Raw genomic sequence first — 14662 nt, 5'->3', positions numbered from 1 at the left:
GATGGCCAGTCGTTTATCATCTCACGTCGACCAGCAGGTGGATACTATCTGACCGTCCATGCCGTGCCGTTCATGCATATGATCTGATCATCTCACGAAACTCAGCAGCAATTCTAAGCCCAGTTGCGTCGATAAGGAGCAACAGCAAATCACTTATCCGCAGTTTGTCCGTGCCCTGCTGTTTCAGCACTTCGTTGATTGCGGGTATTGCTCGGACTGGGTTCCGCAGCAAGAAACTCTGCTCCTCTAACGCTCCAGGTAGCACTGTTCTTGCCACTTCGAACACATCGCTCAGCAGAAGGTCGGCGTTCGGCGACGATCTCATCGTTTCAAAGAGCCTCAGGAACGCCTCGGCAATGAACTCGACTCGGATTTTGTGCCCGGACACTGCCATTGTCAGGACTCCGAGGGAGGCTGCCTGAGTAACTGATGCCGTGACGAGCGTGTCGTCGATCGTTGCGACCTTTCCTTGGAACGCGACATCAAGGACATCGGATACGAGCGGCGGTGTCGCCGCACGCAGATCGGTCAGAAGAGAGGCTATCCCGACGCCGGATCTGTGAGCGAGAAGTCGCAGAGCGATCTGCATCGCGAACGTCGCTGCGGCTTCCTGTCTGATGTGTTGCTCCACATCGGTAAGGTCCCGCGACAAGAGACCTCCACCGGTCATGAACTCACCTGGGTCACCGAGCTCCTGGTCTGCCGGGGTTCTCGGCAGTAAGGATAGAAGGGATGCAGTCGGAACGAATTGCTTAAACCGTTCGACATCCAACTCGCGGACTGACTCGATTATCTCTTCTGTCGCGCATAAGACGTCATAGAGCGGCAGCCGCTCGTCTATCGGCAGCGTATCTCTGCGTTGAGCGTACTCGGCTTCCTGTCCAGCTCGTCGCTCCAGGTCAGCGAGCATGTAAACCGGCGCCGCCCCGGCGACAGGCCGAAAGTCTGCCATCTTCGCGTTGTCGTAGTTCGCACTCGCGAATGCTGGACCGGGAACGTCCTGTGAATCGATAGGCCGTGAACCACCCTTCGCTTGACTCCAAATTAAACAGATCTGCGCGCCGCATAGCCGGATCGCTGCGGCTTCCTGCGGTCCCACGTCAGCCGACATCTCACATGTCACCTCGTAGCCTCGTCCGAGAGGAGCGATCGCACTCGCTACCTGTCCAGCCCGCCAGAACTCGACACCAGCATCGACTAGAAGGCACGCCTTCAGTGGTAAGCCGATCTTTCCTCCGCCCTTCTCAACAGCCTTTAGTAGCGTCGCTGCAGCATCGGCGGGACGGTCGTTTCGGCTCTGTCCGATCGCGACCTCCCTTAAGAAGAACGCTGCCGCGATCGGATTGTTGCTGGCGAGCTTGTCAAGATCGTCTTCGACGAGGGCGAGCTGCTCGTCGATCCGGTCGGCGTGAAGGAGAACTCTGGATCGAACGCGAAGGATTTCAGGGTCGTCGGCGGCGTAGACATTCGCCTTGTCGAGGATGGTCAGAGCGCGGTCCTGATCGCCATTGGTTTCGTCAGCTGCGGTTGCGGCTGCGCAAAAGCCCAGCGTGGCTAGTTTTTTATGTCCTGCATCCTGCAATGCCTCTGCTAGACCGACGTAAGCGTCAGTAGCGGCGTCGTTCAACGGATCCCCCGATTTCACCGCCCTGCTCCATGGGGTCAGGAGGCTTACGTAGAAGTCGTAGACCGGCTCGCGGAGGAGCGTGAGAACGTCCGAAGCCGTTTCGCTATCGCTTTCAAGGAGCGAATGGATAGCTTGCGTTGCGGCTTCAACCGATGGGCTTCCAGATACTTGGAACGAGGCCAGGAAGGGCGTGATTTCGAGCGCCTCACCGTCGGGTCCTTCTATAGTTTTGGGCAACTCGCTAGGTGTTTCCGCCATCCGCTCAAGAGTGTCGACAAAGTTCTCTGACTTAGCGGCGTAGCCAGCACACAGAAGAACTTTTGACCCGATGAGCGCGCGTAGCATATCTCGGAGGTCTGATGCCTCAATCGCCTCTACTTCGTCGTTGAAGGCCGCTTCGATCTCGCGGAATCCTGTCACTGACTGATCTTCGTCGGCTGCGGCCAGGAAAAGCTGTGCGGCCCGCAGCATCGCTGCTACGTAAGGCGACCGGCGGTGCAGCGGCTGATCGGTACGAAGAGTCGCCATCGGCGCGATAACGGCCAACCGCTTAGCTTCGTCGTGATAGAGCGTGAGCAGCCCCATGCTGATGAATGACAGGACGTCTTCCGCGTCCCCCGCCAACCCGTGAACGATGATCCTCGGAATGTCGCCACCTTCGATCTGTGGCCCCTCCACGAGGCTTCTAGCAACTGCCGCATGGGTGGCGACGACCTCCCCCTGCCCGAGCCCTTGATGACCGGCCCGGCTGACGAGCGGAGAGACCCGGTAGCCGTTCGACGCTGGCTCTAACCAGGAGCCTGATAGGGCGGTCGCTGCATCGCCCGGAAAGCGCACCGCGGGGCTGACCCCGGCGATGGCCGACCTGATGTCGTTTGTGACCGTCCCGATGACGATGCTGGACCGGTACAGCATCGCCCGATGCTCGTCGCAGAGCGACGTCATCAACCGCCGACGGGCAACCTCTCTGGTGGCTTCGAGCCCGGCGTTGACGCCGAGCAACGCGTCGAGGCTTTGCACCTCTTCCAATGGCCACCCTCTGTCTCGCAGGTCGATCGTGAGTGCCTGCGCGAGCTGCGGATGCCCTCCGCCGCTGGAGAGGTACACGTACTTCGCCCAAAGGACGGGGTCGCCACCGGCGAGTTCGACCAGGCTTGCGACCTCGGCTTCCGTCAATTCCGGAACGCGATGGACGGCATCTGCTGGCAGGCCAAGTCGGTCGCGGTTCGCTAATTCCGGCGGCAGACCTGATGTGACGATGAATGGCACGTCGTCGGTACGAAGACCATCTGCGAGTCTTGTAAGGGCGTCTCCCACCACGAAGAGTTCTGGCGGCAAATCGTCGATCAGGACGCCACCTGGCACCGCGACAGAGGTCTCGATGCGCGCTTGGTCGAGCCATGCCCTCGCGATCTCAGGCGGCTGCGACCGGAGGCGCAGTACGAACCATGGTCGTTCCAAGGGAGCTGCAACGCGAGTAGCAGTCGTAGTCTTGCCGTATCCGACACCGCCATGGAGCCATAGGCCAGCGGACCCTCTGACCGCTCGCTTGCAGTCCGCTTCCAACGTCGGGCGGGCAATGACGAGGCCGCTGCTCCCCTGATCAGGTAGCGGTTCCAGCACGGATCCCGCAACCTGTAACCCTGTCGCTTGAGCGGGAAGGCTTTGTCCCAACGCGGTTGCTACCCGAGAGACCGTACCGGACGGCACGGTCTCGCGCGTGACCTCGTCGAAGAGGCGGAGAAGGTCGGCGGCCGAGAGCCGCCGCTCCTCGTCCTCCGTGATGAACCGCAGGAGCCATCCGCAGATTTGGTAGGCGGCGCCATCAGCGACCTTCGCGGGGATGCCGCGTGGTCTGCCCAGATCCAAAAGCCCGTCCTGGAACCGCTTGAACAAGGCCTCACTGGACGGGGCACCCGTTGCCCAAGTGATGCGCTGAACTAGGTCGCTTCGAAAGCCGCCATCGTCCAAACCTGCGAGGTAAGCCTTTGTCCCCGGTTTAAGTTCCATCGCTTCTAGCCGGGAACGAAGCGGACCTATGGGACCTCCCTCAGCGACCGAGCGCCAAGCCGCGATGCCCCCTAACCCATCGACCCGGTCACCCAACGCCCGCTCTGTGGTAGGCTCTGCCGTCGTCAGAAACTCGAACTGAACGAGCCGATCCGGGTTATCGCGAACCAGTTGAACGAAATCATCGATGGCCTGGATTACGCCAGGGCTGTTGAGCGTGATTGTGCCTTGTTCTTGCTTGACCTGAGTTCCGGTCATCGCGTCCGCGGCAACGGTCGCGTAGTCTTCGGCGATCTCGAGGAAGAGTACCGCATCGGTTGGTAGCCTGAGCCAAGCCAGAGCCGATGCGTAGAGCTGATAGGCATAGCCACCGAGCGAAGCGACAGCCTGCCGGGCCTGAGGTGCTTCCGGCGCTTCAATCGGTTGGGCGACTACCATCTTCCACCCTTTCGCAGCAATTCCTCGATGGTCTAATCACAAGTCTCAGATCGTTGGGTGGCGGTAGGCCTGCTGGACGATCAACCAGTCGGACTGTGTTCTGAATAGCCTGCTCCGGGTGAGCAACCATGGCTTCGACCAGATACACCGGCCCGGGCCGAAGCTGTCTTTCAATCGAAGAGTGCGAACGTCTCACTCCCGGTCAGGGTCGCACCGCAACGTGCCAGTAGTTGTTTATTGAGATACCCTCGCTAGGTATGTCACCGTGCAGAACCGTCCCGCCCTCCTCGCGATCGCTCTGATCGCGTTCGTACTCGCGCCGCTCCTGGCGTGCTGCGGGGCCGAGGCGGCGTCCTCGCCGCTCGACGCGACATCCGCCAGCCATGATTGCGGTCACGGCCCGGTGCCGGAGCCAGAGCCGACCGAGCACGCCGATTGCGACGGATGCGAGGATTGCGCGCCGGGCGGACGCGACGTCCTGCAACCGCAGAAGACCGTGGATGGAAGCCTCGTCGCGATCATCAGCGACGAGCTGACCTACACTTCCAGTGCAACCTCGCGGGCACCCCGTCGCTTCGTTCGACTCCTATCGACGGCACCGCCGCGCGCGAGCCCGGTCGAGCTTCACGTCAAGATCACGGTCTAGCGGACCGAGCTTAGCCCGCCCGCGCGCTCCCTGCGTGTGGGCCTTCGCTCGTTCAGCTGGACCGTTCCATGTTCTCACACGCTCGCAGGCTCGCCCTGCCCCTCATCGCGATCTTGGTCGCGATCGCATCGCCCGCGTTGGCGCAGCCCTTCGCTGAGGTCGCGGCCCGGCTCGACGACTACCCGACGCTCTCCGCCATCCGGTTGGAAGCGTCGGCACAGCGCGACCGGGCACGGGCCGCAGGCGCCCTGCCCGACCCTGTCCTCAGCGCGGGCGTCAACAACCTGCCGCTCGTCGATCCGGGCTTCGATCGGTTCCTGCCCACCAACAAGGCGCTCGGCGCGAGCCAGCAGATCCCTGACGCCCTCACCCGCCGCGCCCGCACCGCACAGGGCCTCGCCGAGGCATCCGCGACAGAGGTCCGCCTGGCGGCCGAGCGGACGCGGCTCCGCGCGGAGTTGATCGCTTTGCTTGCGGAGCGGACGGCGCTCGTCGAACGCGGCGACGTCCTAGCGCGGCAGGACGCGACCTATGCCGAGCTGGCCGAGGCGATCGAAGCAGAGCTTGCCGGGGGGCAGGCCGTAGCCTTCCGGCTCGGCGCGGTGGACGCCGAGCGGGCAGGCGTCGCGCAGCGACGCGCGTTATTAACGGGCCAGTCTGCGCGCGTGGAAGCGCAGCTAGCCGAACTCGTCGGCTTGGTTCCCCAAGGGACGCAGGCGCCGGACGTGCCGATCCTCGCCTGGTCCGGCGCGGCTCAGGCCTTCTACGACGTGGCGCTCGCCGCGCGCGGCATCGACCGGGCCGAGGCGGGCGTCGATCTCGCGCGCGGGGCCTACCGGCCGGACTGGAGCGTCGGGCTGACCTACCAGCAGCGCGAGGCGTCCGCCGACGGCGCGACCGTTCCCTTCCCTGGCGACGACTGGGTGTCCGCGCAGGTGACGCTGACCGTCCCGCTCTATGCGAGCCGGTCTCAGGCCCCGCGCCTGCGCGCCGCGCGCTCGGAGAAGGCCGCCGCCGAGGCGCGGCTGCAAGCGGCGGCAAGGATGACGCGCGCCCGGTACGAGGGGCTCATCGCAGAGGCGCGTGCGGCAGAAGAGAGCGTGACCGCCCTAGAACAGCAGGCCGAGGCTTTGGCAGACCGCATCGCGGCGCAGCGGCGCGCCTACGAGGCGGGCTACGGCGACTACTCCGCCGTGCTCGACGGCGAGATCGCGCGGCTTGGGCTCGAAGCGGAGGTCGCGACCGAGCGCGCGCGGCGAACGGCGGCGGCGGCCCGGGCGAACGCCTTGCTCGCGATCGATGAGGAGACCGTCCGATGAGAACGCTCCTGATCGTCCTCGCCGCCTTCCTCTCGGTGAGCGCTGCCGCCGCGCAGGAGACGGAGCGGTGGACCTGCCCGATGCACCCCCACTACGTGTCGGACGAGTTCGGGACCTGCCCGATCTGCGGCATGGACCTCGTGCCGGTTGACGTCGAACCCGACGGGACCGGCGAGGGCTACGTCAGCGTCAGCCCCGAGGTGATCCAGACCATGGGCGTCGTCACCGCCCCCGCGGCCGTCCGCGACTTCGGGCGCATCGTGCGCGCCTACGGCACGGTGACGGCGAACGAGCGGACCGAGACGGTGGTCGCGAGCCGCGTGGAGGGCTGGATCGAGGATCTCGCCGTCGCCGCCGAGGGCGACGCGGTGGAGGCAGGCCAGCTCCTCTATCGGCTCTACAGCCCCGACATCACTGCGGCGCTCGCCGACTACCGCGCGGCGCGGGGCGCGCGTCGTACATCGGCCGAGGCGCGGTTGCGCTCCCTGGGCGTACAATCGCGCGCCATCAGCACGTTGGCAGGCGCGGGCGCTGGCGACGGCGTGCCGGTCTTCGCCGAGGCCGGTGGCATCGTCGCAGAACTCAGCGTCCGCGAGGGCAGCTACCTGCGTCCCGGCGACCCGATCATGGTGATCCAGGACTACGCGACCGTCTGGGTGACGGCGGCGATCGAGCCCGGCGACCTGCCCGAGATCGAGGTCGGCACGCCCGCCGTCGTCACCGTCCAGGGCTTCGCCGGGCCGATCGAGACCGTGGTGGACTACGTGCACCCGACCGTGGACCCCGAGACGCGCACGGGCGAGGCGCGGCTGGTCTTGGACAACGCGGCGGGGCGGCTGATGCCAGGCGCCTACGCGGACGTCGCGTTCGCGGTGGACGCCGCACAGCGTCTGGCCGTGCCGTCCGAGGCGGTCCTGCGCGACGGGCGCGGCGCGCACGTGGTGCTGGCGCTCGGCGAGGGCCGCTTCGCGCCGCGCGGCGTGGTCACCGGCCTCAGCGCGCTCGGCCTGACCGAGGTGACGGCCGGCCTGAGCCCCGGCGAGCAGGTCGTCGTGTCCGGCCAGTTCCTGCTCGACAGCGAGGCGAGCCTGACGGAGGGCCTCGCCGACTACGCCTCGCCCGCCGCCGTGGTGGCGGGGCCGGACACGCCGCTCTCGGAGCTGCCCCTCGACGCAGAGGCGCTGGCGGCGGTCACGCACTTCCCTGACGCGGCGCTCTACCTGCACGAGGCGCTGGTGGACGGCTACGACGTCCAGCCGAGCTTCCTGGCCGCGACCGTCGAGGTCGGGGACACGCTGCGGGCCCGCTACGCGGGCACGCGGCTCGAGCCGATCATCGCCGCGTCTCAGGCCGCCGTGCGGCGGGCCCAAGCGGCGACGGACGCGGCCGGGGTGCAGGCCGCGCTGGCCGCGCTGACGGACGCCCAGCGCCCTTGGCTCTTGCAGGGGGCGCCCGCCCGCTACGACGAGGCCGGGCTGACGCTCTACCGTACCGGGGAAGGGCGGCTGTGGCTGCAGGAGGGCGGTACACCCGTGAACCCTTACGGCGAGGAGGCCTTCACGGTCGTCCCCTGGCCCGACCCGATGGCGAGCCCCGAGCCGCGCGACCCCGTAGCTCCCCGCGCCGCGCCCTTGGAGCGCGACGCTGACGCCGAAGCCCCCCTGAGGCACGCGCACTGATGGCCGACCTCGCAGGGCAGGATCCTTCGCGCTCCTGGGTGGCGCGCATCATCGGCTGGTCCGTGCGAAACCGGCTGATCGTGCTCGCGCTCAGCTTCGCCTTGGCGGTCGCGGGCACCCTCGCGGTCCTCCGCACGCCGCTCGACGCGATCCCCGACCTGACCGACACGCAGGTCATCGTCCGCACGGACTTCCCCGGGCAGTCCCCGCAGGTGGTCGAGGACCTCGTCACCTACCCCCTCTCCTCCGCGCTGCTCGGCCTGCCGCGCACGGAGGACGTGCGCGCCGCGTCCATGTTCGGGACGAGCTTCGTGACGATCGTCTTCGAGGACGGCACGGACCTCTACTGGGCGCGCGACCGGGTGGCGAACGCGCTGGCGCGGGTCCGTACGGACCTGCCGGACGCGGCCGACGTGCAGATGGGGCCGGACGCCACGGGGGTCGGCTGGGTCTACCAGTACGCGCTTTTGGACCGGACGGGCGAGCGGAGCCTCGCGGACCTGCGCACGATCCAGGACTACTACCTGAAGCTGGAACTCGTCGCGCTGGACGGGGTCGCGGAGGTCGCCTCGGTCGGCGGCTACGAGCGCGAGTACCAGGTGCTGATCGACCCCCTGCGCCTGCGCGCCTTCGACGTGCCGATCACGCGCGTCGCCGAGGCGGTGCGCTCGGCCTCTGGCGAGGTCGGCGGGCGGACGATCGAGCAGGCCGAGACCGAGTACGTCGTCCGCGCATCCGGCTACGTGAACGAGGTGGCGGACCTCGAACAGGTCGTCGTCAGCGCGCGCGACGGCACGCCGGTCACGCTGTCCGACCTCGGACGGATCGTCGAGGGGCCGGCGCTGCGCCGGGGCGCCGTGGACCTCAACGGCCAGGGCGACGTCGTCGCGGGCATCGTCGTCATGCGCGACGGCGAGAACGCGCTGGCCGTGACGCGAGATGTCCGCGCCCGCCTGGCCGAGCTCGCGCCCGGCCTGCCCGCGGGCGTCGAGGTCGTCTCGGTCTACGACCGGGGGCCGCTGATCGAAGGGGCCGTCAGCTACCTGGAGCACAAGCTGATCGAGGAGGGCATCGCCGTCGCGCTGGTGACGCTGATCTTCCTGTTGCACGCCCGCGCCGCGCTGGTCGCCGTCATCACCCTGCCCTTGGGCGTCCTCGCCGCCTTCCTCGTGATGAACGCGCAGGGCGTGACCGCGAACATCATGTCGCTCGGCGGCATCGCCATCGCCATCGGTGCGATGGTCGACGCCTCCATCGTCATGGTCGAGAACGCGGCGCGGAAGCTGTCCGAGGCCCAATCAGGGAGCGAGGAGGGGCGGGTCGGCGAGCGTGAGCGCCAGCGGATCGTCGTGGACGCGGCCCGCGAGGTCGGGCCCGGCATCTTCTTCTCGCTGCTCGTCATCGTCGTCAGCTTCCTGCCGGTCTTCGCGCTGACGGGCGAGAGCTTCCGCCTGTTCAGCCCGCTGGCCTACACTAAGACCTACGCGATGGCGTTCGCCGCGGCGCTGTCGGTCACGCTCGTCCCCGTGCTGATGGTCCTGTTCCTGCGCGACCGGATCAGGCGGGAGGACGAGAACCCGGTCAATCGGCTCTTCGTGCGGGCCTACCGGCCCGCGCTGGCGCTCGCGCTGCGCAAGCGCTGGGCGACGCTCGTCGTCACCGGGCTCCTCATGCTCAGCGCGCTGTGGCCCGCGACGCGCATCGGCTCGGAGTTCATGCCGCCGCTTTACGAAGGCGAGCTGCTCTACATGCCGACCACCCTGCCCTCGGTCAGCCAGACTAAGATCCGTCAGATCCTGCAGCAGACTAACCGCGCCATGCTGACCGTGCCGGAGGTCGAGAACGTCTTCGGCAAGGCTGGGCGGGCGGACACGGCGACCGACCCCGCGCCGCTGACGATGATCGAGACGTGGATCGAGCTTCGCCCGAAGTCCGAATGGCGCGACGGCGTGGACGTGGAGGACATCATCGGCGAGCTGAACCGCGCCACCCAGATGCCGGGCCTCGTCAACTCCTTCGGCTACCCCATCAAGATCCGCATGGACATGGTCTCGACCGGCGTGCGCACGCCGGTGGGGATCAAGGTGACCGGCGACGACCTCTCCGTGATCGCGGAGGTCGCCCAAGCAGTCGAGCGTGTAGTGGCGGACGTGCCTGGCACCCGCTCCGCCTTCGCCGACCGCGTGCTCGGCGGGCGCTACATCGAGGTCGAGCCGGACCGCTCGGAGCTCGCGCGCCGGGGCATCGACATGGGCACGTTCCAGATGGTCGTGCAGACTGCGCTCGGCGGGACGGTCCTGACCGAAGCCGTCGAGGGGCGCGAGCGTTACGGCGTCACCTTGCGCTACGATCGCCCCTATCGCGAGACGCCCGAGGACATCGCGCGCGTCTTGGTGCCGGGACCGGAGGGGGCGCACTACCCTTTGGGCGAAGTGGCGAGCGTGTCCTACGCGGACGGGCCGCCCATGATCCGCTCGGAGAACGCGCGGCTCACCGGCTGGGTCTTCGTGGACATCGCGGATCGCGACCTCGGGGGCTACGTCGAGGAGGCCCGCGCCGTCGTTGCCGAGGCCGTGGACCTGCCGCCGGGCTACGCGCTGCAGTGGTCCGGGCAGTACGAGCAGCTCCAGGAGGCGCGAGCGCGGTTGTCCATCGCGGTCCCGGCGGCGGCGCTCCTCGTCTTCCTCTTGCTCCTCTTGCACTTCGGCAGGCTGGACCGCACGCTGATCGTCCTCCTGTCGCTGCCTTTCGGCCTGATCGGTGGGCTCTGGGCCGTCTACCTCGCGGGCTACGAGATGTCGGTCGCGGTCGCCGTCGGCTTCATCGCGCTCGGCGGCATCGCGGTCGAGACGGCCGTCGTCATGCTTCTCTACATCGACCAGCAGCTTCGCGAGGCGAAGCCTTCGGACGAGGCCGGCCTCACCCGAGCGGTCACGGCGGGCGCTGTCGCCCGCGTCCGGCCCAAGCTGATGACGGTGACGACGATCATCGTCGGCCTCGCCCCGATCTTCGTCACCGACGGCCTCGGCGCGGACGTCATGCGCCGGATCGCCCTGCCCATGCTGGGCGGCATGGTGACGACCACCCTCCTGACTCTGATCGTCATCCCCGTGATCGTCGGTCTCTGGGTCGGCCGGTCTTTGTCCGCGCGCGCCGGACGGGACCGCGATCTTCCGCGCGATCCTGCCCTACCCATAGGAGAAACGATATGAGAACGATCTTGACGATGAGCGCGGCGACCCTGCTTCTCGCCGCCTGCGGCGTTGAAGATGCGAGCGTCGACGAACCGGCGACGACCGCACCCACCGACAGAGCGGCTGCCATGCCGATGCAGGCAGCCGACATGCAGAACATGGACCGCATGGATCATGACGCCATGATGCGTGGTGATATGTCGATGGGCATGGGCAAGGGCCGCGTCGTCGAGATCGACGAGGATGGTAACCGCGTCCGTATCGACCATGACGCGATTGAGGGCGTCGGCATGGCCGCAATGACCATGTTCTTCGAAGCGAAGCGCGGTGTAGATCTGGCCGCGCTAGAAGCCGGGGACGAGGTTCACTTCATGCTCGAGAAGGGCCGAGACAGTACCTACCGGATCAGCGCGATCTGCGACATCGAAGGCCAAGAACACGAGCGTTGCATGGCGTCGATGCACGAGATGATGCCCGAGGGCATGCGTAACGGGATGGGGCATGATCGCTGAACGCCGGACGTTCCGGCTTCCCCCCCTTTACCGACAATGCAGAAGTTGACGTTGGCTCAGGACACTAACACCGCCGTTGAATGATAACATATAGCGTGTTAGTGTCCGGTTCCAATGTTAGATAGCGAACGACATATCGAACACGACCGGTTGGCGACACCTCTCCGGGCTTACCTGGAGAAGGTGCTTCACACCCGGGTGAAAGTTCGGGCATGGGGCGGCGCAGACGGGCTACCGGTCTTCTTGGCGAGAGGCTACGACTTCGCTGAGCTCGTTATCGAGCGCATAGCCTGCCTGGTGATGAGCTTCCACGGCGACGCAGAACCTCGTCCGTCGAACATCGAGAAGCATGTTCGACAGGTCCGAAACGTCTACGAGGGGCCTGTCGCGTTCGCCTCTTCGTCGATGTCCTCGACTTTCCGTGACCGCCTCATCGAGGCCGGCGTGCCGTTCATCGTGCCTGGCAACCAGCTCTACTTTCCCGAATTAGCGATCGATCTTCGAGAGCACTTCATATCGCCGGCACCGCCGAAGCGCGACCAGATGGCGCCCGCAACGCAAGCCGTCTTCTTCCATTACCTTCTGAACCCTGAGGACTGGCCGATGCCCGTCAGCGAACTGGCGGGCCACCTGGGCTACTCAGCCATGACTGTCGGACGCGCGTTCGACGAGTTGGCCGGCTTCTCTTTGGGCCGGATCCAACGATCTGGCCGTGTAAAGCTTCTGCGGTTTCGGTCCGATCCGAAAACGCTGATCGACAGTGCGAAGACGCTGCTCACCACCCCTGTTCTTCGCGAGCACCGCGTGCGGTGGCGGCGTGATCCGGAACCGCTACAACTTGGAGGGCTGTCCGCACTCGGAGAACTCTCCATGATCGATGCTAACGAATTGCGATGCTACGCGGTGAGTCAACACGAAGCGAAGCGGCTGAAGGGCGATCGCACATGCGAAGAAGTTGATGTCTATGTTGAGGCTGAAGCCAGGCTTGAAGTTTGGCGCTACGATCCGCGATTGCTCTCCCGGGACAGGATCGTGGACCCCCTCTCCCTTTACGCGCAGTTCTGGAACGACCCCGATGAACGCGTGTCGGGCGCGGCCTACGATATGCTGGAGAATTTAGAATGGTGAAAGGGCTTGCTCGCTTCACGGAGCACTTCGCCGACTTCGGTGATAGCTATGCGCTGATTGGCGGCGCCGCGTGCGACGTGCTGTTCGGCGAAGCCGGTATCGATTTCCGCGCAACGAAAGATCTCGACGTGGTCCTCTGCATCGAGGTCGTCGACAGCGCCTTCGCAGCCCGGTTTCAGGAGTTCCTGGACGCTGGGGGCTATAGCGCGAGAGAACGATCTAGTGGGCGCAAGGAGTTCTACCGTTTTCACAAGCCTGAGCGGGCGGACTACCCTGCGATGATCGAGTTGTTCGCCCGGAGGCCAGACGTTCCTCTCTTGCCGGAGGATGCGACCCTATCGCCAATTCCAATCGAAGATGAAGCGCTAAGCCTGTCTGCAATTCTCGTCGACGACGACTACTACAACCTGCTGCTCGAACGACGCGTCGCAAAGAACGGGCTCAGCTTAATCGACGCGGCGACCCTCATCCCGTTCAAGGCCCGGGCTTTCCTTGATCTCTCCCGACGCCACGCAGCGGGTGAACGGGTCGCCTCAAAGGATATCAGGAAGCATCGTGCCGATGTTTTCCGGCTCACCCAGCTACTTCCCGCGACCGGAAAGATCGACGTCGCCGACCAAATCAGAAGTGACTTGACCGCCTTCATAAACGACGTCGAGACCGACGGGTACGATCCTTCTGCGGTCGTCCCCGGTTTGGCGCTGGACGACGGCGCCACATTGTTGGGACGCTTCTACGGGTTGGAGGCGTGAAGGTCTCGGCCGGTATGTGGTAAGGCCGAACGCGTCAGCAAAAGAAGTTACGGCGAGACGAGCTACAAGCACCGGACATCTTAAAGCCCATCGCCGCGTTGATATCTTCCGTCGACCCGCTCCTTGCCGCGAACTTAAGTTTGTGTTGCTGAGTTTGACAAATGCTTTCCAGGCACTCTGCGCTGGGCACAAGATCCGAAAACTGATCCTTTCATCAGACTTTCGGGATCCATTATGCCTCTTTGAGTATTAGGACTCGTAACGTATCAACACCTCGCTCTTGGTGCCTGTCATGAAAGATATCCGCGAAGGGGTGTCATTCAGAAAACGCCTGTGTGGCACCTCGGACCTACCTTCCGCTCAATCGAGCCGCCACGCGACAGCCGAGCCGCCCGCGTTGGCCATGATCTGCCATGCTCTCGATGCGGGGCTCGCGGTCGGCGGCAATCCGCTCTGCCAGCAAATACGGCACCTGCCGAAGCTCCCTTGGCCTTCTCGACCCAGCGCATATACCCAGGTAGGGTTTCCTAACGGGACTGCCGCTCGAATAGCTCAATCAGCTCATCGAACTTCTCGCGGCCCGCTTTGGAGTCCTTCGTAGACAGCGCGCTCTCGACACAAGTCGCTGCGTGATCCTTCAAGATCTGGCTCTCGACCTTACGGAGAGCTGCTTTCACGGCCGTGATCTGGTGGAGAATATCGATGCAATAGCGATCATCCTCGATCATGCCCGAGATACCTCTGACTTGGCCTTCGATGCGACGAAGCCGCTTGATTGTGTCTTGGTTCATTGACGCTACCCGGGCACGGTATATGTTGCTTCTATTGTGAGGAGGGTTGCCGACGTGGGATTTCCCCGCAGTGACAGACCGTTGCTTCCAGCTCTAGCAGCTTTGCTGGTGCTAGGGCAGGCACTGTGCGGCTGTTTGTCAGCGCAAGGTGAGCCTATCGCGTTGCGGGCGTCAGCGACCGTTGAGAAGGCTCGACATGTCGGCGATGGCCATCAGGCCGACCAGGTCGGTCACCACCTAAAGAACAATCAGTTGGCGACTGGCGACTGCCCCCCGGAGGATTGTCCACCCGATGATTGTGAGCACTGCACGGTTGCCAAGGCGCTGGTCATCGCAGAGGCTGCCAGCGCGTCCGATAGTCCGGCAGCTTCCGATGCCATCCTTCCCGCTTTTTCTATAGCCATAGTCGCTGTCCGCGAGGGGTGGGTGCTTCACGCTCCGCGGGGTCCACCGCCGGCTGCACCGACCCCCATCAGCAGGTTCGATGTCCTGATCGCTTGACGCTCGTCTGGCGGCCGTTTGCCGCATGCCTTCCGCCGGACGAATATCAAGCCTCGAGGACATCA

Annotated in this window: 9 protein-coding genes; 7 read left to right on the top strand and 2 right to left on the bottom strand. The window is 65.2% G+C overall.

What is annotated here, in order from left to right; translation table 11 throughout:
* Positions 1 to 70: 70 nt before the first annotated feature.
* On the bottom strand, positions 71 to 4075 hold the full coding sequence (locus tag GGQ59_RS13840) for a hypothetical protein (RefSeq protein ID WP_183819633.1): 4005 nt from the start codon (positions 4073 to 4075) through the stop codon (positions 71 to 73).
* 265 nt (positions 4076 to 4340) lie between these two features.
* Here GGQ59_RS13840 and GGQ59_RS13835 point away from each other — a divergent pair, with 265 nt between their 5' ends.
* The 7 genes from GGQ59_RS13835 (at position 4341) to GGQ59_RS13805 (ending at position 13305) form a co-directional block, all read left to right on the top strand.
* A complete protein-coding gene (locus GGQ59_RS13835; protein WP_183819631.1) occupies positions 4341 to 4721 on the top strand; it encodes a hypothetical protein in 381 nt (126 codons plus the stop codon).
* Positions 4722 to 4789: 68 nt separating this feature from the next.
* A complete protein-coding gene (locus tag GGQ59_RS13830) occupies positions 4790 to 6040 on the top strand; it encodes a TolC family protein (RefSeq protein WP_183819629.1) in 1251 nt (416 codons plus the stop codon).
* Positions 6037 to 7719, top strand: coding sequence for a heavy metal-binding domain-containing protein (locus GGQ59_RS13825; RefSeq protein ID WP_183819627.1), 1683 nt, complete (start codon positions 6037 to 6039; stop codon positions 7717 to 7719). The genes GGQ59_RS13830 and GGQ59_RS13825 overlap by 4 nt, the downstream gene beginning before the upstream one ends.
* The gene (locus tag GGQ59_RS13820) at positions 7719 to 10931 is read left to right on the top strand and encodes an efflux RND transporter permease subunit (RefSeq protein WP_183819625.1); all 3213 of its coding nucleotides are present in this window, start codon (positions 7719 to 7721) and stop codon (positions 10929 to 10931) included. The genes GGQ59_RS13825 and GGQ59_RS13820 overlap by 1 nt, the downstream gene beginning before the upstream one ends.
* A complete protein-coding gene (locus GGQ59_RS13815; protein WP_183819623.1) occupies positions 10928 to 11425 on the top strand; it encodes a copper-binding protein in 498 nt (165 codons plus the stop codon). Before GGQ59_RS13820 ends, GGQ59_RS13815 begins: the two co-directional genes overlap by 4 nt.
* Positions 11426 to 11575: 150 nt before the next feature.
* Positions 11576 to 12553: a hypothetical protein gene (locus tag GGQ59_RS13810; protein WP_183819621.1), complete on the top strand. Its 978-nt coding sequence runs from the start codon at positions 11576 to 11578 to the stop codon at positions 12551 to 12553.
* A complete protein-coding gene (locus tag GGQ59_RS13805) occupies positions 12547 to 13305 on the top strand; it encodes a hypothetical protein (protein WP_183819619.1) in 759 nt (252 codons plus the stop codon). Before GGQ59_RS13810 ends, GGQ59_RS13805 begins: the two co-directional genes overlap by 7 nt.
* A 527-nt stretch (positions 13306 to 13832) precedes the next feature.
* Here the strand turns inward: GGQ59_RS13805 and GGQ59_RS13800 are convergent.
* Positions 13833 to 14096, bottom strand: a complete 264-nt coding sequence (locus tag GGQ59_RS13800; protein WP_183819617.1) for a metal-sensitive transcriptional regulator — start codon at positions 14094 to 14096, stop codon at positions 13833 to 13835.
* Positions 14097 to 14662: the final 566 nt, after the last annotated feature.

This window comes from Parvularcula dongshanensis, assembly GCF_014199615.1.
Lineage (GTDB): Bacteria > Pseudomonadota > Alphaproteobacteria > Caulobacterales > Parvularculaceae > Parvularcula > Parvularcula dongshanensis.
The sequence above is the reverse complement of the archived record's forward strand: the minus strand, read 5'-3'. Positions and strand labels throughout refer to the sequence as shown.